16 protein-coding genes are annotated in these 21,673 nt (G+C 43.0%); 10 read left to right on the plus strand and 6 right to left on the minus strand.

Going from position 1 to position 21,673, the window contains the following annotated elements; all coding sequences use genetic code 11:
* Positions 1-192 precede the first annotated feature (192 nt).
* The 6 genes from H6G86_RS09705 (at position 193) to H6G86_RS09730 (ending at position 7,211) form a co-directional block, all read left to right on the plus strand.
* The gene (locus H6G86_RS09705; protein WP_190934144.1) at positions 193-552 is read left to right on the plus strand and encodes a XisI protein; all 360 of its coding nucleotides are present in this window, start codon (positions 193-195) and stop codon (positions 550-552) included.
* Between the two features lie 147 nt (positions 553-699).
* A complete protein-coding gene (locus tag H6G86_RS09710; protein ID WP_190934145.1) occupies positions 700-1,212 on the plus strand; it encodes a GNAT family N-acetyltransferase in 513 nt (170 codons plus the stop codon).
* Positions 1,213-1,342: 130 nt separating this feature from the next.
* Positions 1,343-2,923 carry a dolichyl-phosphate-mannose--protein mannosyltransferase gene (locus H6G86_RS09715; protein WP_190934146.1) on the plus strand — a complete coding sequence of 527 codons (1,581 nt, stop codon included), beginning with the start codon at positions 1,343-1,345 and terminating at the stop codon, positions 2,921-2,923.
* A gap of 305 nt (positions 2,924-3,228) precedes the next feature.
* The gene (locus H6G86_RS09720) at positions 3,229-5,535 is read left to right on the plus strand and encodes a sensor histidine kinase (protein WP_190934147.1); all 2,307 of its coding nucleotides are present in this window, start codon (positions 3,229-3,231) and stop codon (positions 5,533-5,535) included.
* A complete protein-coding gene (locus H6G86_RS09725; RefSeq protein WP_114080291.1) occupies positions 5,480-5,926 on the plus strand; it encodes a response regulator in 447 nt (148 codons plus the stop codon). Before H6G86_RS09720 ends, H6G86_RS09725 begins: the two co-directional genes overlap by 56 nt.
* Before the next feature lie 121 nt (positions 5,927-6,047).
* Complete coding sequence (locus H6G86_RS09730; RefSeq protein WP_190934148.1) at positions 6,048-7,211, plus strand: hybrid sensor histidine kinase/response regulator; 1,164 nt, start codon at positions 6,048-6,050, stop codon at positions 7,209-7,211.
* A 340-nt stretch (positions 7,212-7,551) separates the two neighbouring features.
* Here H6G86_RS09730 and trmB read toward each other — a convergent pair whose 3' ends face one another.
* Complete coding sequence (trmB, locus tag H6G86_RS09735; RefSeq protein WP_190934149.1) at positions 7,552-8,205, minus strand: tRNA (guanosine(46)-N7)-methyltransferase TrmB; 654 nt, start codon at positions 8,203-8,205, stop codon at positions 7,552-7,554.
* Between the two features lie 493 nt (positions 8,206-8,698).
* On the opposite strand from trmB, the gene gyrA reads away from it, so the two are divergent.
* The 4 genes from gyrA (at position 8,699) to H6G86_RS09755 (ending at position 14,356) form a co-directional block, all read left to right on the plus strand.
* Positions 8,699-11,320, plus strand: coding sequence for a DNA topoisomerase (ATP-hydrolyzing) subunit A (gyrA, locus tag H6G86_RS09740; RefSeq protein WP_190934150.1), 2,622 nt, complete (start codon positions 8,699-8,701; stop codon positions 11,318-11,320).
* Positions 11,301-12,890: an apolipoprotein N-acyltransferase gene (gene lnt, locus H6G86_RS09745; protein WP_190934269.1), complete on the plus strand. Its 1,590-nt coding sequence runs from the start codon at positions 11,301-11,303 to the stop codon at positions 12,888-12,890. The genes gyrA and lnt overlap by 20 nt, the downstream gene beginning before the upstream one ends.
* A gap of 75 nt (positions 12,891-12,965) precedes the next feature.
* Positions 12,966-13,301: a DUF4870 domain-containing protein gene (locus tag H6G86_RS09750; RefSeq protein ID WP_190934151.1), complete on the plus strand. Its 336-nt coding sequence runs from the start codon at positions 12,966-12,968 to the stop codon at positions 13,299-13,301.
* A gap of 677 nt (positions 13,302-13,978) precedes the next feature.
* Entirely contained in the window at positions 13,979-14,356 is a 378-nt protein-coding gene (locus H6G86_RS09755; protein WP_190934152.1) for a hypothetical protein, read from the plus strand.
* Positions 14,357-14,428: 72 nt separating this feature from the next.
* On the opposite strand, the gene H6G86_RS09760 is transcribed toward H6G86_RS09755, so the two are convergent.
* The 5 genes from H6G86_RS09760 to H6G86_RS09780 all read right to left on the minus strand — a co-directional run bounded on the left by H6G86_RS09760 (position 14,429) and on the right by H6G86_RS09780 (position 21,421).
* Complete coding sequence (locus tag H6G86_RS09760; RefSeq protein WP_012406860.1) at positions 14,429-15,433, minus strand: transaldolase; 1,005 nt, start codon at positions 15,431-15,433, stop codon at positions 14,429-14,431.
* A 235-nt stretch (positions 15,434-15,668) separates the two neighbouring features.
* Complete coding sequence (gene pyk, locus H6G86_RS09765) at positions 15,669-17,099, minus strand: pyruvate kinase (protein ID WP_190934153.1); 1,431 nt, start codon at positions 17,097-17,099, stop codon at positions 15,669-15,671.
* A gap of 272 nt (positions 17,100-17,371) precedes the next feature.
* Entirely contained in the window at positions 17,372-18,415 is a 1,044-nt protein-coding gene (gene gap, locus H6G86_RS09770; protein WP_190934154.1) for a type I glyceraldehyde-3-phosphate dehydrogenase, read from the minus strand.
* A 201-nt stretch (positions 18,416-18,616) separates the two neighbouring features.
* Complete coding sequence (locus tag H6G86_RS09775; RefSeq protein WP_190934155.1) at positions 18,617-19,672, minus strand: DUF2891 domain-containing protein; 1,056 nt, start codon at positions 19,670-19,672, stop codon at positions 18,617-18,619.
* Positions 19,673-19,834: 162 nt separating this feature from the next.
* Entirely contained in the window at positions 19,835-21,421 is a 1,587-nt protein-coding gene (locus tag H6G86_RS09780) for a B12-binding domain-containing radical SAM protein (RefSeq protein WP_190934156.1), read from the minus strand.
* Positions 21,422-21,673 lie beyond the last annotated feature (252 nt).

A 21,673-nucleotide genomic window follows, 5' to 3' on the forward strand; every position in this document is an offset into this window, starting at 1 on the left:
CACTGGCTGTCCGGTGTTCCACAAGCGACCACGCGAACTTCGCAATTTGCAAAGCTTATGGCTCAGTCGGTAGGTTAAGCAATATTTCGCCAGCAGTATCATTTTTGAGGAAGAACCACTTGGTAAACTTATATTGGAAGACTACAAAATTCCTCTGATCGTTTTCAATCCAAAGCGAGAGGTTATAGTCCGATGGATACTCTGGAACAATACAGACAGCTAATTTGCACCATTCTTACTGAACACACGAAAATTCCTTACTCTTACAGTGATATTCAGCATGAAACTATTTTTGATAAAGAACAGGATCGATATTTGGTAATGATTCTTGGTCGAGAGCCAGTGCCAGAACTCTCTCCAACTGCAACGCGTCGCGTTCACGGCTGTCTAATTCACATTGATATTATAGATGGCAAAATTTGGATTCAACGTGATGGCACTGAAGAGGGAGTGGCAACGGAATTGGTGAAGGCAGGGATACCAAAGGATCGGATTGTGTTGGGATTCCGGTCTGAAGAACTGCGGAAAGATTCAGAATTTGCGATTGCATAACCAATAGTGGTTGAACTTCTGGATCACTGCTTGTAATATAGCGATCGCCATATTTTGTTTGTGTAATTGTCTACAAAACTTTTGACTGCTCAACCATAAGTATCTTAGTATTTTGCAGAATGGCTATTTAGTTTAGTCAAAAGCAAGATGGCAAATCTTTTGGAAACCGAACGCTTAATTATTCGCAGTTGGATACCTGAACGCGATGCCGAGGAAGCCTTTGTAATTTATAATGATCCTGAAGTTACGCACTTTCTCGGCTCTCGCATCACAAGTGTTGAGTCACAGCGTCTGCGTTTAATTGACGACAATGGTAATGGATCTTGGGCAATTGTCGAAAAGGAAACTACAACAATTGTGGGAACTATCCTTCTCGAACAATTACCTGACAAAGATGGTTTACTCACTCAAGATTATGAGGTAGGCTGGCACTTACGGCGAGCTTCTTGGGGTAAAGGGTATGCAACAGAAGCAGGACGAGTTATGCTCAACTACGGATTTAGTGTTTTGAACTTGCCAGTGATTTATGCTGTAGTAAAGCCAGAAAATCATGCTTCAATCCGTGTAACAGAACGATTGGGTATGAAACCAATAGGGCGGACAAATAAGTATTACGGTATTGAACTACTCCTGTTCCAACTAGATGCACCTGAAGAGTAGAGGGGGAGTAGGAGTAGGGGGGAGTAAGGGTAGCAGGGGAAGCAGGGGAAGAAAAACTAACTATTTATTGATTATTTATCAATGCCCAATGCCTAATGCCCAGTGACAAATGACAAATGACAAATGACAAATGACTAAAAAATGGTTCCGAATTGGGCTGTTGGGTATATTTATCCTCTCACTCGCCTTGAGGTTTTGGGGATTGGAGCGATTCAATACTCTGGTATTTGATGAAGTTTACTTTGCCAAATTTGGTAATAATTATCTCACGCATACACCATTTTTTAATGCTCATCCGCCGTTAAGCCAATATATGATTGGCATCGGCATTTGGCTTGGTAGTCACATTCCTTTTTGGCACGATACAGTAAATGGGCTAACGGGTTCAATGCGATCGCCTTGGACTTATCGGTGGTTCAATGCCCTTACTGGCTCATTTATCCCTTTAGTTGTAGCTGCGATCGCTTATCAATTGAGTTATCGCCGTAGCTTTGCTTTGCTTGCTGGTTTGTTTACTGCATGTGATGGCCTTTTTCTAGTTGAATCTCGTTATGCTTTAAGTAATATTTATATTGTCATCTTTGGTTTATTAGGACACTGGTTTTTCTTATTAGCATTAGATAAGCAAAATCGGCGACGTTCATTTTGGTTAGTTTTTGCTGGCATTGCTTTTGGTGCGTCAGTCGGTACTAAGTGGAACGGTTTATGGTTCCTATCAGGTGCTTATCTTATTTGGATAGTAGCTTGGGTAATTCAGGGAACGCATTCTTTTGCTAACGCCAAACTCTCTTTTAAATCCCCCTCATTGGAGGAGGAGGCAGGAGGCAGGAGCCAGGATAGCGAAGCGGTAGCGAGTCCGCGAGCGTCGGCAGAATTCAGGAGCCAGGAGGTAGGAATTAGTACTTATTCTCCACCATTTATACCATCTCCCTCATCTGAGTCACCACTACAAAACTTGACTCAGCTAAATATTTTCCAGATGTTATTTTATCTAGGAATAATTCCAGCTTTTATCTATAGCATCATCTGGATTCCTCACCTTCAGCTAGATAAAACTTATGGATTTATTGCAGTACATCAGCAAATTTTGAAATTTCACTTGCATTTAGGTGGTAATAGTTCGGATGTACATCCTTATTGTGCTGCCTGGTATAAATGGCCTTTGATGATTCGACCAATGGCATATTATTATCAAACGGCTGAAAGTATCACTGAACCATTACCTGTCATGGGGCCACCTTTACCTGCTGGTGCTGGACAAGTTATTTATGATGTCCATGCAATGGGCAATCCCTTTTTGTGGTGGTTTGGTGTTGCTGCTATGTTGTTTTTAGTAGGGATGCTGGTGTCACAAGCCGTAATGCCTTGGGTGAAAGAAAAGCGTTTTTTAGTACCTGCAACTCTTAGTATTGATACTTGGATTGGTTTGTATTTAGTTATAAATTATGCTGCTAATTTAGCACCTTGGGTAAAAGTGACGAGGTGCGTTTTCATATACCATTATATGTGTGCAGTAGTATTTGTATTTTTAGCGATCGCTTGGTTTGTCGATCAGTGTCTTCGCAGCTATTATCAACAACTCCGGGCGTTAGGTGTCACCATTACTTTTATTATTCTGGCTGCTTTTATTTTCTGGATGCCTATTTATTTGGGTTTACCCCTCTCCCCTGACGGTTATAAACTGCGGATGTGGTTCAACTCTTGGATTTGATTAAAAGGGGTTTTGGTAAGAATAATGACTCCTAAACTCATTTATAAACTTAACATAGCTACACATATACATGATTGTTTAATCACATAGTTTTCACATTTATTATCCCTATGTAAGTTTACTGGCTGTTAGACTTTTCAAAGCGTAAGCAGATGAGAGTAAGCCTGCAAAACGCAACATCAGGGCATGGGAAATTAGATACTAAGTAAAAATGCTGAATGTAAACTTATTTTTTTACATTCATCATTATCCGTTATTCTAGATATTCTAGTTTTGATGCTCCCGGACAACAGAGGAGGATCTTCATGGAAATGAACTTACAATTCCCAGGTATTAATTTAATTAGCTTGAAAGAGGCACCAATTCATATTTCTAGCCAAATTCAGCCTCATGGTGTCCTGTTAGTTTTGGAGGAGCCGGGGCTAAAAATATTACAAGTTAGCACTAATACATTAAAAATTTTCGGAATTACTCCCGAAAATATGTTGCACAAAAAACTAGAAGATTTACTTGATCCCTTTCAAATAGAGAGAATTAAAACAGGGCTATCTGGGGAAAATCTTGATTTCATCAATCCCACTAAAGTTTGGGTACGAAAAAAAGGTGATGACTACATAGTATTTGATGCAATATTTCACCGCAATACAGAAGGGTTTTTAATTCTGGAATTAGAACCTGCTATTACTCAAGAAAATATTCCATTTTTAAGCTTTTATCATCTAGCTAGAGCCTCTATTAATCAACTAGAAAAAACAGCAAATCTCCGTGACTTTTGTCAAGTTATCGTTCAAGAAGTTCGGAAAATAACGGAATTTGACAGGGTAATGCTATATAAATTCGATGATGATGGACATGGTTCCGTTGTCGCTGAAGACAAACTAGAAAGCCTAGAACCATACTTAGGGCTGCATTACCCAGAATCAGATATTCCCAAACCAGCGAGAAAATTATTTGCTGCCAATTCGATCAGAATTATACCTGATGCTTATTCTCAGCCAGTCAAACTTTTTCCTGTCAATAATCCAATTAGCGATCGCCCGATTAATTTAACCAACTCTATTCTCAGAAGTGCTGCTTCTTGTCATACAGAGTATTTGCATAATATGGGTGTTGGTGCCTCGCTGACTATCTCTTTAATTAAAGACCAAAAACTCTGGGGACTAATTGCTTGCCATCATCAATCCCCAAAATATGTTTCCTACGAATTGCGTAAAGCTTGCGAATTTTTAGGGCGAGTAATATTTGCAGAAATCTCAGCTAGAGAAGAGACAGAAGATTATTATCACCGGATAAATCTGACACACCTTCAATCAGTCTTGATTGAATATATGTCTCAAGAAGAAAACTTTATTGATGGTTTAGTTAAAAACCCGCAGCATCTTTTAGATTTGGCTAGCGCTCAAGGTGCGGCTGTCTGTTTTGCGGGAAATTGCACGGTAGTTGGTGAAACACCTAGAGAAGAAGACCTGAATTTTTTAGTCCAATGGCTAAAGAATAATGTTGAAGAAGAAGTCTTCTATACAGATTCTTTGCCACAGATTTATCCAGATGCAGAAAGCTTTAAAAATGTCGCTAGCGGTTTGTTAGCGATTCCTATCGCCAAGCGGACTTATGTTTTGTGGTTCCGACCAGAAGTAATTCAAACTGTAAATTGGGGTGGCGATCCTAATAAGGCGTTTGAAGTTAACCAATCAGAAGGAAATGTCCGTTTATGTCCACGCAAATCATTTGAACTGTGGAAAGAAACGGTTCGCTTAACATCTTTACCTTGGAAAGAGGTAGAAGTTAAAGCAGCATTGGAACTGCGGAAAGCAATTGTAAATATTGTGCTGCGTCAAGCCGATGAACTAGCCCAGTTAGCCCAAGATTTAGAACGTTCTAACGCCGAACTGAAAAAGTTTGCCTACGTCGCCTCCCATGACTTGCAAGAACCACTCAATCAAGTTGTGAATTACGTGCAGCTGTTAGAGATGCGCTATAGCGAAGAACTTGACGAAGATGCCCAAGAGTTTATTAGCTACGCTGTGCAGGGAGTTAGCCTGATGCAGACGTTGATTGATGACGTGCTGGCATACTCGAAAGTGGATATGCAGGCGATCGCATTTCAAATGACCGAGGTAGAGACAGCCTTAAATCGAGGGTTGGGCAATTTGCGTCAACGCATTAATGAAACTGGCGCTATTATCACCCACGATCCCTTACCAACAGTAATGGCTGATAGCACCCAAATGATGCAGCTATTCCAGAACCTCATCGGTAACGCCATTAAGTTCCACAGCGATCAGCCGCCACAAATTCATGTGGGAGCAGAAAGGATAGAAGACGCATGGTTGTTCTCAGTACGGGATAATGGAATTGGCATTGACCCAAAATTTAGTGATCGCATTTTTGTAATTTTTCAGCGCTTACACACGCGGGATGAATATACTGGTACAGGTATGGGTTTAGCCATCTGTAAGAAGATCGTCGAATGTCACCGAGGGCGGATTTGGGTAGAGTCAGGACTGGGTGAAGGCGCAACCTTCTACTTTACGATTCCAGTTGGAGGACGCGAACTTGAGCGTAGAAACGGGAGAAAAACACAAAACCATCTTTTTGGTCGAGGACAATAAAGCTGACATTCGCTTAATCCAAGAAGCGTTGAAAAATAGTTCAGTGCCCTACCAGGTGGTAACGGTCAGGGATGGTATAGATGCTATGGCTTATTTACGCCAAGAAGGTGAATATGCTGATGCACTACGCCCTGACCTCATTCTATTGGATTTGAATTTGCCTAAAAAAGATGGTCGAGAAGTGCTGGCGGAAATCAAAGCCGACCCACTACTAAAGCGTATTCCAGTTGTTGTGTTAACAACCTCAAAAAATGAGGATGACATTTTTCACAGCTACGATTTACATGTGAATTGCTATATCACTAAATCTCGCAACCTGAACCAATTATTTCAAATCGTCAAGAGTATCGAAGATTTTTGGCTCTCTACTGTAACGCTACCATCGGAGTGAGGTAGAGGGCAGGGGGAGAAAAGGGGGCAGGGGGAGACAAGGGGACAAGGGGACAAGGTGAAATAATGACAAATGACAAATGACAAGATAGAGGAGCAATAGGGGGTGAAACCCGAAGATTATGGCTGTGAGCTACTCAGTAAAAATCTTATTAATTGAAGATAACCTAGCTTATGCGAGGTTGTTACAAGAGTTTCTGGCACAAGCCCAGTCCCAAGAGTTTACTTTGGTTCATGTAAAGCGATTGGGCGAAGCATTTCAGGAACTCAGTCAATGTAATTATGATGTTATTTTATTAGATTTAACTCTACCTGACAGCCAAGGATTATCATCTCTACCTCCTCTGATTAGCCAAGCGCCAAGTATACCGATTGTTGTCCTAACCAATACAAATGACGAAGAACTGGCAATTGAAGCAGTGCGGCAGGGGGCACAAGATTATCTAGTCAAGCGCCAGGTAAATGTGGATGTGTTGGTTCGCTCTTTGCGTTATGCGATCGAGCGCAAGCAGGTTTTAGAATCATTACGCACAGTCAATGAAACATTACAAACCCGGGTTGAAGAACGAACTGCGGAACTGGTGAAAGCCAATGAACTTAACCAGTTCAAATCTGAATTTGTTTCAATGCTTTCCCATGACATCCGCAATCCCCTAAATACTATTCTCTTGGCTGCTGGTTTGCTACAAAACCAGGATGAAAGATTGACCAAAGAGAAAAAACTGAATCATTTGCAAATGATTCGTTCGGCGATCAAAAATATGGCAAAGCTATTGGATGAAGTTACATTCATCGGCAAAGCTGATTCTGGCAGACTGGGGTATGAACTCATTTGTATAGATTTAGAAGCTTTTTGCCGCCAAATGGTCGAAGAAGTTAGATTGATCGCAAATGAGAAGCATCTAACTTTGGTGTTCGCCAGTTGTGGGCAATTAGACGAGGCATTATGGGATGAAAGCTTGCTGCGGCATATTTTAGGCAATTTACTTAGCAATGCGATCAAGTATTCACTACCGGGCGGTATAGTGCGTTTTGAATTAATTGGTCAGGAAAAAACAGTAATTTTCCGAATTCAAGATTCGGGAATTGGCATTCCTCAAGAAGACCAAAAACGGCTGTTTCAGCCTTTTCAACGTGCTGACAATGTTGGAACCATTCCAGGTACTGGCTTGGGACTAGCGATTGTCAAAAAATGTGTCGATGCACACGGAGGCAAGATTGTAGTCAATAGTCAAGTTGAAGTAGGTACAACCTTTACCGTCACCCTTCCTTTACTAGAAGCTTAAGCATATAAGTTAAGTGATTTAGGTTAAATTATATACATTTAAAGAATGCAGCAAAGTTTCTCCAAAGGAATTGCTTGTTAGGGACTTCCAGAAATTAAATTATTCAATTTTGGGAGCGACGATAATCATTCGATTCTTCCTCTCCTGCAACGCCAGCGCCCCCTACTTCCCCTGTTCGCCAAAGCGATGAGATGTTTTTTTAGTTGGAACTCCCTTACTACCCAATACGGTTCAGTTAAGGCTAAAGCTCTTTGTCAAAGTCAATCTTTTTAACGAACCGCCAAGGACGCAAAGGACGCAAAGAGAAGAAAGAAATGCTTAACTGAACTGTATTGCCTTACTACCCCTCATTCACAACTTCTCGTCTGACAAACAAAGCCCGATAAACAGGTTCACCCTTTTTTTGTGTGCCTATTTCTCGTTCTGTAGGGACTGGTAGCGGATTTTCTGCTAACCATTCTTCTGTTCCAACTTTCTGATAAGCTGGGTGGGCGGCGAAGCGATCGCGCATTTCCACCGCGATAAATTCCATATCTGATTGCACAAATACAACCCCACCAACCGCCAAATAACTGGCTAATTCTGCCACTAGTTCTGGTTGCACTACACGGCGTTTAGCATGGCGGGTTTTAAACCAAGGATCGGGGAATTGAATTGTCACACGCTGTAAACTTCCTGGAGGGAGAGAAGATAACAGCGATCGCAGTGAATTATTCACATTGCAAAATAAGTAGTGCAGATTTGTTAAAGCCAACTCCGAACGTAACTTATTCGCCTCTTTTACCAACGGTTCTCGAATTTCTAAGCCGAGATAATTCCAGTTGGGTTCTATTTGGGCCATATTTAATAAAAACTGTCCTTTAGCGCAGCCAATATCTAAATGTAGTGGTTGATTTGGCTTTGCATAAATTTTTTCCCACTCAAGGGGACTTGCTGGTGTTTGATACTTGTTAGCAAGTGGATTAACATGCTGGCGGACTCGGACTGCTGCCAAAATTTCCTCTCCTTTACGTCAAAATATTTTGTCGATTATAAATACGAATTGCTACAAGTCTTCCTTTAATTGCGTCTTGGTAGCCTTTCTCCAATTTTGCTATTTCTTTCAAGTAGAAATTATCAACTACGCTTTTATTTTTAAGACCTGAGTAAGCAAAAATTATAGTAAATAACGGTTATCAAAGTAAGAGTTGATAAAGCCAATTTTAGATTGTTTTCTTAACTTTACTCTGTCATGTTTCAAGTTAGGCGAATTTGCGCTAATCAACCTTTTATTTCACTGCTCTTGTTAAATAACTAAAAGCTTCCCAAATGTAAGTTATTATATCTTCTTTCACTAGAGATTTTGGATTAGCTGCCTAGGCAAAAAATGGCAATATTATGCTAGAATTATATCAAATTATGGCAATTATTCAAGAGTAATTTAGAATAATTTTGCGCTTTGTTGAGTAAACAAGCTAAAATCTACGATTTTTGGAGATTTTTAGGTTATGACAACCTCACAGGAGAGGATTATCCCGATAGATTTGCGAACCGAAATGTCGCAGTCTTATCTGGAATACGCCATGAGCGTGATAGTGGGTCGGGCGTTGCCAGATGCCAGGGATGGTCTAAAACCTGTGCATCGTCGCATTCTCTACGCAATGCACGAGCTAGGTCTGCTCCACGATCGCCCCTTTAAGAAATGCGCCCGTGTGGTGGGGGAAGTATTAGGTAAATATCACCCCCACGGCGACACAGCAGTATATGATGCCTTGGTGCGGATGGCGCAGGATTTTTCCATGCGATCGCCCCTAGTTAACGGACATGGTAACTTCGGTTCGGTAGACAACGATCCGCCAGCCGCCATGCGGTACACAGAATGTCGCTTACAAGCTTTAACTAGCGCTGGTTTACTCCACGATATTGAGTATGAAACTGTAGATTTTGCCGATAACTTCGACGGTTCTCAACAAGAACCCACAGTCTTACCGGCACGGATTCCCCAATTATTGCTCAACGGTTCCTCTGGGATTGCCGTGGGCATGGCAACCAACATTCCCCCCCACAATTTGGGCGAATTGATTGATGCTTTGGTGGCTGTAATCCACAATCCCGAAATCACCGATCTCGAATTAATGCAGTATGTCCACGGCCCAGACTTTCCAACTGGGGCGCAAATTTTGGGGACATCTGCGATTCGAGAAGCTTACACTACTGGGCGTGGTTCTATTACCATGCGTGGTGTCGCTAACATTGAAACCGTTGAACAACGGGGACGGCCAGATAGAGAAGCAATTATCATCACCGAATTGCCCTATCAAACCAATAAAGCGGCGCTGATTGAAAAAATCGCCGAAATGGTGAACGAAAAGCGGCTAGAGGGCATCGCAGATATCCGGGATGAAAGCGATCGCGACGGGATGCGAGTTGTCATCGAACTCAAACGTGATGCTTATCCCCGCGTCGTTCTGAACAACCTTTACAAACAAACGCCACTGCAAGCCAACTTTGGGGCGAATATGCTGGCGTTGGTGAATAGCGAACCTCAAGTACTCACCCTCAAGCAGTTTTTAACCGTCTTCTTAGATTTTCGCATCGAATCCATTGCTAGACGCACCCGCTACGAACTGCGGAAAGCCGAGGAACGCGATCATCTCCTCCAAGGGTTATTAATTGCCCTGTCACAGTTAGATCCAATTATTGTCTTGATTCGCCATGCGCCCGATGCGCCGACAGCCAAAGGCGAATTAATCACAACTTATGGACTCTCGGAAGTGCAAGCAGATGCGATTTTGCAGATGCAATTGCGGCGATTAACTGCCTTAGAAGCAGACAAAATTCGTTTGGAACACGACGAATTACAAGCAAAAATTACCGACTTGCAAGATATTTTGGCACGCCGGGAGAGAGTGCTAGAAATCATTGAAACCGAAGTCGGGCAACTGAAAACTAACTTTGCCACACCCCGCCGCACGGTGATTTTACCAGGGGAAGGGGAATTAGACGATCGCGACTTAATTGCCAATGAAAAAGCGATAATTCTGGTGACAGAGCAAGGCTACATCAAACGGATGCCAGTTAATACCTTTGAAGCGCAAAGCCGTGCTACCAGAGGTAAAGCCGCAGCCAAGGTAAAAGATGATGATACCATTGAGCATTTCTTAACTTGCTGCGATCACGACAGTATTTTATTCTTTAGTGAGCGTGGTGTTGTTTATTGCCTGAGAGCGTATCAAATTCCAGCGAGTTCGCGTACCAGTCGCGGGACACCAATTGTCCAGATGTTACCCATCCCCAAAGAGGAAAAAATCACCTCGATTGTACCCGTTGACGAGTTTAGCAACGAAGAATATCTGGTCATGCTCACTAAGGGCGGCAATATCAAGAAAACCGAATTGGCAGCCTTTAGTCATATTCGTGCCAATGGTTTGATTGCCATTTCCTTAGAAGAAGGCGACCAACTGCGCTGGGTGCGACGCGCCAGAGTCGAGGACAGTGTAATCATTGGTTCTCGTAACGGAATGGCGATTAACTTCCGGTGCAACCACGAACAACTGCGTCCTTTAAGTAGGGCGACTCGTGGGGTGAAAGCCATGAAACTCAAAAATAAAGATGAACTGGTGGGTATGGATATTCTACCCGCAGCAATTCTTGAAACTTTGGATGTTACAGAAGCTGAAATAGCCGAAACAGAAGATATCGAAGCAATCGAAACAATCGAAACAGAAGATATCGAAATTACCGAAACTACTGAAGAGTCAGTAGAAGTGCCTAGCAGTGGCATTGTTGGCCCTTGGGTGTTGGTAATTACAATGGGAGGATATGGTAAGCGCGTACCCGTTGCCCAGTTCCGACTACAAAATCGTGCTGGTCAAGGTTTAATGGCAACCAAGTTCAAAAACCGCAAAACTAAAGACAAGTTGGCAACCCTACGCATTGTCAACAATGATGATGATGAAATCATGATGGTGACAAATCGCGGTATTATCATCCGTCAAGCGGTAAATGCAATTTCTATCCAATCGCGATCGGCAACTGGAGTCAGAGTGCAGCGTTTAGACGAAGATGACGCTATTACCGGAGTAGCAATAGTTCCACCTGATGCTGCCGATGCAGAAGAAGCAGAATAAAAAGCAGGGAGAGAGGTTAACCACCTTACTCCCTTATTTAATTGCCTTAGCTAGCGGCATTTTAATGGGGCTAACCGTAGCCCCAGTAGGTGCATGGTTCCTGGCTTGGATTGCCATAGTTCCCTTATGGGTGCTAGTTGTAACTTCAGCCAAAGGTAAAAACCAATTCCCCCCGGCTTTCCTGTGGGGTATTGGTTTTCACGGTGTCGCCCTATTCTGGATTACCGGAATTCATCCAATGACATGGTTGGGCGTTCCTTGGTTGCCAAGCTTGGCAATCACGCTTTTTTGTTGGGGATTTATCAGTGTCTTGGGTGGGGTATTCCTTACTATTTGGGCGGCTGTAATGGTTCGCCTGGGTGGGAAAAAACCGTGGTTACGTGTACTTATTGGTACAGCCGTCTGGTGCGCCTTAGAGAGCCTTTGGAGTGCTGGCCCTCTGTGGTGGAGTTCACTTGCTTACACTCAAAGTCCGCACAATCTCGTAATTGTACATCTAGGTCAACTCTCTGGGTCTAATACTGTAACAGCAGCAATTGTTGCTGTAAATGGGTTAATTGCTGAAGGATGGATAAACCGCAAAGGCACAGAGGGCGCAGAGAACATTTCCTCCGTGTTCTCTGCGCCTCTGCGGTTCGTTAATAAATACTTAGTTGCCGCCATAGGATTATTAATTACCTTACACCTCATCGGTTTTTTCTTATACAGTCGTCCCATTGCCCAACCCCCAGAAGCAGCGTTAAAAGTGGGGATTGTTCAGGGTAATATCCCGAACCGACTTTTACGAAGTTCCGAAGGCTTTCGTCGCGCCCAAGAAAATTACACTAATGGGTATTTAACTTTAGCAGACCAAGGTGTAGATGCAGTTCTCACACCAGAAGGAGCCTTACCTATTTTCCAACGCAACTTGTTGGGAACTGCCTTAGTCGCAGCAGTGAAGGAAAAAAGTGTAGTTGCTTGGATTGGGGCTTTTGGCGAACGAGGAGACAGTTATACAATTAGCTTGTTTACTTTCAACAGTAAGGGTGAAATTGTCAGTCGCTACGATAAGTCAAAACTCGTACCTTTGGGAGAATATATTCCCTTTGAAGGGATTTTCGGCGGGTTAATTCAACGCTTGTCGCCTTTGGAGGCACACCAAGTTCCCGGTTCAGCAAATCAGATATTTGACACTCCTTTTGGTCGTGCGATCGCTAGTATATGTTACGAATCTGCTTTTCCTGAACAATTTCGCCGTCAAGCTGTGGCGGGTGGGCAATTTATCCTCAGTTCTTCTAACGATGCCCATTACACTGCATCCATGCCATTCCAGCACCATGCACAGGATATCATGCGGGCAATTGAAACCGATCGCTGGTCAGCACGGGCAACTAATACTGGCTATTCAGCCTTTGTAGATCCTCATGGGAGAACCTTGTGGATGTCTGGATATAATACTTACGAAACTCATGCTGAAACAATTTATCGGCGACAGACACAAACTTTATATGTGCGTTGGGGTGATTGGTTAACGCCTTTATTGTTGGGATTGAGTGTCTTAGGGTGGTTTGTGCAGAGAGTGATTAACTAACGCTAATATCAGATCGTAACTACAGTGACATCCAGTAATAGTCACTATTTAAGTCTCTAAAAGAGGAATTGTGGCATGGAAGACATTCAGCAACGCAAGCTTTTATCAGCCCTAAGCCACGGAGCAATATTTTTTAGCTCTACGATTATCTCCATTGGCATACCGATTGCAATTTTGTTAATTAGTAATGACCCGATTATTAAAAGCAATGCCAAAGAATCACTCAATTTTCATATAAATCTTTATATTTATGCAATTATCTTTGCATTGTTGACTGTTGTGGGAATTGGTATTTTGTTATTGATTGCTTTGGGCGTGGTCAGTTTTATTATGCCAATTATTGCCATTATCAATGTTCTAAACCATCCGAATGTGTCGTACCGCTACCCGTTTATTTTCCGATTTGTGTAGTTAAAAGAGTTATAAATTTGTAGGTTGGGTTGAGCAATAGCAAAACCTAATCAGTCTTATAATAAAGTTGGGTTTTGGGAATCAATCAAAACTACACAAGTTAGTATTTTGTTCTCTAAGAGACCATTTATCAAGTAATACAGTTCAGATAAAACCAAAACACTTGTAGAGACGGCGATTTATCGCGTCTCAAAACCCACGATTTTGTACAAGTAGCGCTTTGAACCGTATTGATTTATAAAGTAAATCCTAAGTAGTGGCGTGGCAAGGCTAAAACGTTGCAAAAAAATTGTAGTAACTGATATATGTTGGGTTGCGCTCCGCTTCACCCAACCTACGTCTAATGCACTATTTTAGTCTTGCCATGCCACTACAAGAATTGTATTTTTAGTTTATAAATCGCCTCTAACTGAACTTTATTGTAATGTGTAAATCTTTCTTAACTTGAGACGGAGTATTAGGTCATTTTTTAATATGCCTATTGAAAAAAATCATATTTTGCTAGACGATTACTTCTTTATTACACAGGTTGATATAATTTGCAATTATCCATAAGATTGAAATTTAAATACAGGATTTAATACCAAATTTAAGTTTAAAAAAGTGTATAAGGGGTAATTTGCAGACTTTCAGGTGTTTTAATAAAGTTATTACCAAAGTCTAGTAGAAGCAAAAACATGAAAGGTCTTAGGAAGTTATCCTCAATAGCGCTATTGCTATGTGCCTTTGTGTATCCGCCCTCATTAGCTGAAGCAAAAGATATTTCTTTAAATAATGCTCGCAATGAACAGAGCGCCGCACCAGAAGCTAACCTAATTGGAGATAAAACTGTAGAGCTTTTAATTGCTCAACGGCGGCCAGGACGATACCGAATGATCCGAAGACGGCAGATTATCCGACAGAGGCAGCCCTACGGACGATACCAAAATATCCGACGACGGCAGCCTTTCGGACGATACCAAAATATCCGACGACGGGAGCAGTTAAGACAACGGCAGTTTATCCAACGACGGCAGCCCTACGGACGATACAGCATTATCCGAGGTCGTTATTGAGGAAGGCTGATACCGCTAACTAATGGCTAGTGGTTGGTGATTAAACCACTAACCACTAACTATTGTTATCTTCTAATGACTTGCTACTACTTCTCCTTCAAGGCGAACTAGTCGGTCTGCCAAAAGTTTTTCAAGGTCTTCTAATGCCTTAGTGAAACCTTTGATGCCCTCGTCTAGTTTGTCAGTTGCCATGCGGTCAGCAGCGTGCATTTTGTCATAGCTAGCTTTGTCAATAGATATCTTTTCGATTGACAAACTTGCTGCCTTGGCTGGGTCAAGTTTGCGTGGCAGTTCTGCAACAGTTGACTGCAATTCAGCCAAAAGTGATGGAGAAATGGTTAGCAAATCACTACCTGCAAGTTCAGTAATTTCACCAAGGTTACGGAAGCTAGCTCCCATAACTTCGGTTTTATAGCCGAATTTCTTGTAGTAGTTGTAGATTTTGGTGACAGACAAAACTCCTGGATCTTCGGTTGCTGGGTAGCTATCGCGTCCGGTATCTTTTTTGTACCAGTCAAGAATCCGACCGACGAAGGGAGAAATTAGAGTAACGCCGGCTTCTGCACAGGCGATCGCTTGGTGAAGACCAAACAACAAGGTAAGGTTACAGTGAATACCTTCTTTTTCAAGAATTTCCGCAGCGCGAATACCTTCCCAAGTGCTGGCGATTTTAATTAAAACGCGATCGCGGCCAATTCCAGCAGCTTTATACTGGGCAATTAAATCCCGTGCTTTAGTCAGAGTAGCTTCGGTATCGTAGGACAAGCGAGCATCTACTTCTGTAGACACACGACCGGGAATAATTTGTAAAATCTTTAATCCAAAAGCAACTGCTAAACGGTCAAAAGCTAGAGAAACTATCTGTGCTTGGGTGGCTCCGTCTCCAGCATCTTTCTTCGCTTGCAGTAAAGTTTGATCGACAATTCCCTGATATTCTGGCATTTGCGCCGCAGCAGTAATCAGAGAAGGATTGGTGGTGGCATCTTGGGGTTTGAACTTTTCAATTGCCTGGATATCCCCCGTATCCGCGACCACAACAGTCACTTCTCGCAATTGTTCTAGTAAATTCTTAGACATAAAAGACTCCATGATGAATGTTACAGGATTTACTTATTCCCTAGCGAGTGCTGAGTGCTGAGTTAGAAGTAGAAACGCGATTAATCGCGTCTGTACAAGAGTTATTATTCTCTTCCTTATCTTCCCAGTCACCAGTCCCCAGTCCTTAGTTCCTTCAATTCTGATTCTGGCAATTTTTCGGAATCATTGCCCAATTTTGCTTACTATCTTGAGCCACAGCCTTATTCTAAGTGGCTTATGCCGATATTGGCTGTCCAATGGAATGCACTTTGATTAAACTAGTTGTGCCCGATTTACCAATTGGAACACCAGAGGTAATCACTACTTTATCGCCCTTATTCGCTAGACCCATATCTACAACTGTGTTCACCACATTGGTAAACATCTCTTCAGCATGGTGGACTGGTGGGATCAGCAAAGCTTCCACACCCCAAGAAAGCGCTAGTTGGCGATAAGCGGTAATGTCGGAGGTGAGGGCAATAATGGGAGAAGTCGGCCGATATTTAGACACCATTCTCGCTGTATTTCCTGATGAAGTGTTACAGAGAATTGCCCGTGAACCTGTTTCATAAGCGATGCGACACACGGATTCTGCTACAGATTCGGTAACGCTGAGACTACCTGCTTCATGACACCAGGCGTGTTTGCTACCCTCATCTAGAGCTTGTTCTGTCCGCACGGCGATATTGTGCATCATCTGGACGGCGGCGATAGGATATTGTCCGACAGCTGTTTCACCAGAAAGCATGACTGCATCCGTACCATCTAAGATGGAGTTGGCAACATCGGTTGCTTCGGCGCGGGTGGGATCGGGGGCGCTAATCATCGACTCTAGCATTTGGGTGGCTGTAATCACCGGTTTGCCAGCACGATTGCAACGGCGAATAATATCTTTTTGAATGAGGGGTACTTCGTGAATTGGCACTTCTACTCCTAAATCGCCACGGGCAATCATAATTGCGTCGGCAACTTTCAGAATGGAATCAAAGTTTTCTAGTGCTTCTGCTCTTTCGATTTTGGCAATTAAGCGGATGGAAGCACCAGCCGCTTCAATCATGCGCTTGGCGGGTTCTAAGTCTTGTGGCGATTGGACGAAGGACACCGCTACCCAATCTACACCCAACTGAATCCCAAAGCGTAGATCCAGTAAGTCTTTTTCGGTGATGGAACTAACAGGTAAAGGAGTTTGTGGTAGATTTACTCCTTTATGTGTGGAAATTAACCCGCCAGTTTTCACTTGGGCGCGAATGCGATCGGCATCGCGATCGGTAACAATTAACTTGACGCGACCATCATTAATTAAAATCGGTTCACCTGGTCGCACCATTGCAAACAGAGTCGGCAATGGTAGGGGTAGTTCGTCAATACTCTCACCCTTTTCTTGTAAAACAAAAGTAACTTCACTACCAGCTTCTAAATTTAAACCTTCCGGTGGCAAAGTTCCCAAACGAATCTTTGGCCCACACAAGTCTTGCATTATTGCGATGGGCTTTTGCCGCTCATTACTAATTTGTCTGAGATAATGAGCAGTTTGGGCGTGGAATTCATAAGCCCCGTGAGAAAAATTCAACCGTGCCACATTCATACCAGCTTCTACTAAAGCTTGTAGCTTTTCGGGTGCAGAAGTAGCCGGCCCAACAGTACAAATGATTTTGGTTCGACGCATAGGGATTAGGGGTTGAGGAGTAACCTGCAAATTTGGATGGTTTATACCAATTCGTAATTCGTAATGACGCTGGCGGACTCGCTAACGTAATTCGTAATTAAGAGACTTCGCATCCAAATTCACATGTGCTTCATATCACTGGTTTGCTAAATAAAAATACTAGATTGCGTTTTGTTTTAAGTGTATTTACCATTTGACCCAAATCCCCAAAGTCAACGGTCAAAAGTCAAAAGTTAATCACCAATGACCAATGACCAATGACAAATGACCAATTAAACCACAGCAACTGTAGAAGCGAGTTTTTCCTTTTGTGACATAGACAACATCAGGTCAATCACGCGATTCGAGTAGCCCCACTCGTTGTCATACCAGGCAATTACCTTGAAGAAGTTAGAATTCAACTCAATTCCAGCACCTGCGTCGAAGATACTAGAATGGGTATCGCCTTGAAAATCTGTGGAAACTACTTCTTCATCTGTGTATCCCAAAATACCTGCTAGGGAACCTGCGGCAGCCTCTTTCATAGCAGCACAGATTTCCTTGTAACTAGTGGCTTTAGCAGTTTTAAAAGTTAAATCAACTACAGAGACATCGGGAGTCGGAACTCGTAATGCCATACCAGTCAATCTACCCTTCAATTCTGGTAAAACCAGTGCTACAGCTTTAGCTGCGCCTGTGGAGGAGGGAATAATATTCTGGCTTGCACCTCGACCACCCCGCCAGTCTTTCTTGCTAGGTCCGTCTACAGTTGGCTGAGTGGCAGTCATGGCATGGACGGTGGTCATCAACCCTTCAGTCAACCCAAAGTTGTCATTGATGACTTTAGCTATGGGAGCTAGACAGTTTGTAGTGCAGCTAGCATTGGAGACAATGATATCTTTGCTGGGGTCAAATAGGTGATGATTGACACCCATAAGTAAAGTCGTAACTCTATCTGGATCTTTGGTGGGAGCAGAAATTACCACGCGCTTTGCACCTGCTTTTAGGTGGTTTGCGGCTCCTTCGTAGTCAGTGAAAAGTCCGGTGGCTTCCACGACATAATCTGCACCTGATTTTCCCCAAGGTAACTCTGCTGGATTCCTCACCGACACACAAGGAATGAAATGTCCGTCAATGAGAATGCCGTCTTCCTTGGCTTCAACCTTGTGCTTTAATTGACCGTGGGTTGAGTCGTACTTTAATAAGTAAGCAAGGTTATCTGGTGGTACTAGGTCGTTAATGCCCACAAATTCAATATTGGGATTATCGATGCCAGCGCGAAGCACGAGTCGTCCGATTCGGCCGAAGCCATTGATACCAACTTTTAATTTAGTCAAGATTAAACCTCCCGTTGTGGAAGTTGAACAAAAGGAGAAAGTTAAAAGTCAAAATAGATTGCCTTTTACTCTTTACTCTATGATCCTGACAGTCTCAGTCAGCTAAGGCATATTTACTTGGCATCTTTTAAGGATTGGGCATGGGGGATGGGGAATGGGGAATGGGGAGAATAATAACTCCTAACTTTTGTACAGACGCGATTAATCGCGTCTCTCAGCACTGATGAGGGGCAACCCACGGTTCGTTAAGAGGTAAACGGCAAAGGTTCCTAGCCAGTGGCTAGCTGCATAATGTTCAATTACAACATCTGTGAGTCCATGCTGACGATGGTGAAGAGCAGCAGAACGGAGTGTTTTTATGCGGCGATCGCTATTTGCCAATCCAGAGATGATACCATCAAGCATCCAAGCACGACTGAGATTAAGACCATAGAAGTGGGCTTGCATATAATCTTGAGGATTATCTACTTTGGCAGGTTCTAACCAATTTACTGAATTATCAATGGGTATTTGTGGCAGAAAATCAGTTAGCCAGTCAGTGAAATCTGTTGTTGGCAAAATTCGCCGCATCAGGTCTGCTTCAGCAAGTCCAGGAGAGAGAAAATCATAGCCAAGTGGCTCAAATTGTAACGAGTAGTTGCGATCGCTAAGATAAAATTGCCGTGCTTTATTCTCCAATAACTGAGTAAAATCAGTATTTTCGGTAATCCTTGCCCAATCTAGCATCAAACCAAGTGCAAAAGCTGTTTGGCTATGTACCCCTGTGCGATTTGGCAGTATCAGTTCGTTAATCCAGCGCTGTAGGTTATCAGCAATCAACTTTTCTAGCGGTTCTAATACAACCCGCCATTCTTTCGCTTGAGCATGATTCCACTCGTGAAGTTCCGCAGCCAGTTGCAGGAACCAGGCCACACCGTAAGGAAATTCAAAAAAGGGTCGCCGTTGAAAATGGGCAATCTCTCCTTGAATTTTCTCAGGTGTTAGGCTTTGCCCAAGTGCTTGCTTTGACGCTGCATGGAAAGAGGCTTCAGGAAAGTGACGCAGCAGACGTACCAGCAACCAGTGACCATGTACGGCTGAATGCCAATCTAAGCAGCCATAAAAAGCAGGAGTCAATTGACGCGGTGGTTTTATATCCTCGTCGCTCTCAGCCCAACGCAGAATACTGTTAGGATACTCCCGCTCAATACAATCCAGTACTAATTGAGCAAATTGTACTGCGATCGCTTCATTAATCTCCAAATTATCGAGTGGCATGGTCACTTATACCAATAGGACATTGTATCGGGATGCATTGTACGATCACAAAGACGCGATAAATCGCCGTCTCTACAATAATCAGTCCTTTGTAAAGACGGCGATTTATCGCGTCTCTTGCCTTAACCAAACCGTATTGCAAGGTATTGCAAATTTAATTTACTAGGAATTAACCATCACTTGCGCTTCAGGTTTTACCCTAGCTTCTGCTTCCAGAAAATCAGCCACTTGAGCCTCAATTTCATCCCGAACAATTTGGCGATACTCCAAGAAATGCTCAATTTGGGCACAAACGGCTAAGTAGCTACTCACCCCACCCGGATTATGCCGATACATACTCCACAGGTTGCGCCAAAATTGCCAGCGCGTCTGACGACGTACACCTTGCCGCCAGCAAATGATTAGAAACGCTCGGAGTACTTTCCAGTTCAATGGTTTCTTGGCAGCTTTGCCCTTTTTCGGGTAGGTTGCTTCGCCCAAAAGCCGGAAGTGTTTGTATGTACGCTCTAAAAACCGTTCTGGCTCATACAAATCACAGAACGCCTGCACATATTCACGAGCGATGTCTTCTAACGGTCGAGTTGGGACAAAGTTCATCAACGTAGTTTGGTTGATGTTGGCTGATTTATTGCGGAGTCGTCCTTCTTTTTCTAATCTATGCCAAAGCGCTGTATCTGGAAGCGCTTGCAGCATACTAAATAAGGCAGTGGGTATTGCTGTTTGCTCAACAAACTTGACAATTCGCGCCCCGGCTCCTACTTTCTCGCCATCAAACCCAATGATAAAACCTGCCATAACTCGCAACCCTGAGCGGGTAATCCTATTCACCGCATCACTGAGCGAGTCTCTGGTATTCTGGTATTTCTGAGTAAAAGTGAGACTTTCTTCGTCGGGGGTTTCAATTCCCAGAAAAACGGCTCCAAAATTACACGCTACCATCAAGTCCATCAGTTCTTGATCTTGGGCTAAATCAACTGAAGCCTCTGTCGCAAAAGAAAAGGGATAGTTATGTTCTACCATCCAGGGCAGAAGAGACTTCAAAAATAATTTGACATTCCGCTTATTACCGATGAAGTTGTCATCCACCATAAAAATACTGCGCCGCCAACCCAGTTTGTAGAGATAATCAAGTTCTGCTAATAACTGTTCTGGGTTTTTGGTGCGAGGTTTGCGACCGTATAGCACAATAATGTCGCAGAATTCACACTGGAAGGGGCATCCACGGGAAAATTGCACCGACATTTCCGCATAAGCTTCAAACTCTAGCAAGTCAAAGCGAGGGGTGGGAGTGTTGGTAACATCGGGTTTTTCACCGCCAGAGCGAAAAATGCCTGTGCGATCGCCCCGTGCGATCGCTGCTACAAATAAGGGTAGGGTAATTTCCCCTTCGTCCAATATCAAGTAATCCACTCCGGCGGATGTCATTTCATCTGGTAACGCTGTCGGGAAAGGTCCACCCACAGCTACCCGTTTACCTCTGCGTTTTGCTTCTAATATCTGACAGAGTAAATCCTCTTTTTGCACAATCATCGCCGACATAATAACCAAATCGGCCCAAGCCCACTCTGCTTCCGTACAGGCACGAACATTTCGATCTACTAGTTTATACTCCCATTCTTGAGGTAATATCGCGGCTACAGTTACCAAACCTAAAGGCGGTAGCATTGCTTTACGGTCTAATAAAGCCAGTGTTTTTTCAAAAGACCAAAAACTTTTTGGAAAAAGGGGGTATAGAAGTAAAACGTTCATATTTGATGCTTATAAACCTTGATCTTAGCTGCTGGTTGAGTCGAATACAACTTCGCCGCTCTGGTAAAACACTTAGAGAAGCTTTTGTATGCAGTAGCTGTAAATTCTACTATGACTGATTTAGACTAAACAATATTTTTTAAGGGCAATTATTACTACTTTTATACTAGGGAAGGCTCCAAAACTGCGGGTTTTGCTGAATTAAGGAATGATTCTTGTAGGCTGGGCATCTGCTTTAACTTCACTTGAACG

The organism is Nostoc sp. FACHB-133, from assembly GCF_014698055.1.
In the GTDB taxonomy this organism is placed as follows: Bacteria; Cyanobacteriota; Cyanobacteriia; order Cyanobacteriales; family Nostocaceae; genus Nostoc.

Excerpts from the sequence above, each read along its gene's own strand:
- H6G86_RS09780 (WP_190934156.1), bottom strand. The coding sequence starts at position 21,421 with ATGAACGTTTTACTTCTATACCCCCTTTTTCCAAAAAGTTTTTGGTCT.
- H6G86_RS09715 (WP_190934146.1), top strand. The coding sequence starts at position 1,343 with ATGACTAAAAAATGGTTCCGAATTGGGCTGTTGGGTATATTTATCCTC.
- H6G86_RS09720 (WP_190934147.1), top strand. The coding sequence starts at position 3,229 with ATGGAAATGAACTTACAATTCCCAGGTATTAATTTAATTAGCTTGAAA.
- H6G86_RS09760 (WP_012406860.1), bottom strand. The coding sequence starts at position 15,433 with ATGTCTAAGAATTTACTAGAACAATTGCGAGAAGTGACTGTTGTGGTC.
- H6G86_RS09750 (WP_190934151.1), top strand. The coding sequence starts at position 12,966 with ATGGAAGACATTCAGCAACGCAAGCTTTTATCAGCCCTAAGCCACGGA.
- pyk (WP_190934153.1), bottom strand. The coding sequence starts at position 17,099 with ATGCGTCGAACCAAAATCATTTGTACTGTTGGGCCGGCTACTTCTGCA.
- H6G86_RS09775 (WP_190934155.1), bottom strand. The coding sequence starts at position 19,672 with ATGCCACTCGATAATTTGGAGATTAATGAAGCGATCGCAGTACAATTT.
- H6G86_RS09705 (WP_190934144.1), top strand. The coding sequence starts at position 193 with ATGGATACTCTGGAACAATACAGACAGCTAATTTGCACCATTCTTACT.
- lnt (WP_190934269.1), top strand. The coding sequence starts at position 11,301 with ATGCAGAAGAAGCAGAATAAAAAGCAGGGAGAGAGGTTAACCACCTTA.
- gyrA (WP_190934150.1), top strand. The coding sequence starts at position 8,699 with ATGACAACCTCACAGGAGAGGATTATCCCGATAGATTTGCGAACCGAA.
- H6G86_RS09710 (WP_190934145.1), top strand. The coding sequence starts at position 700 with ATGGCAAATCTTTTGGAAACCGAACGCTTAATTATTCGCAGTTGGATA.
- H6G86_RS09755 (WP_190934152.1), top strand. The coding sequence starts at position 13,979 with ATGAAAGGTCTTAGGAAGTTATCCTCAATAGCGCTATTGCTATGTGCC.
- H6G86_RS09730 (WP_190934148.1), top strand. The coding sequence starts at position 6,048 with ATGGCTGTGAGCTACTCAGTAAAAATCTTATTAATTGAAGATAACCTA.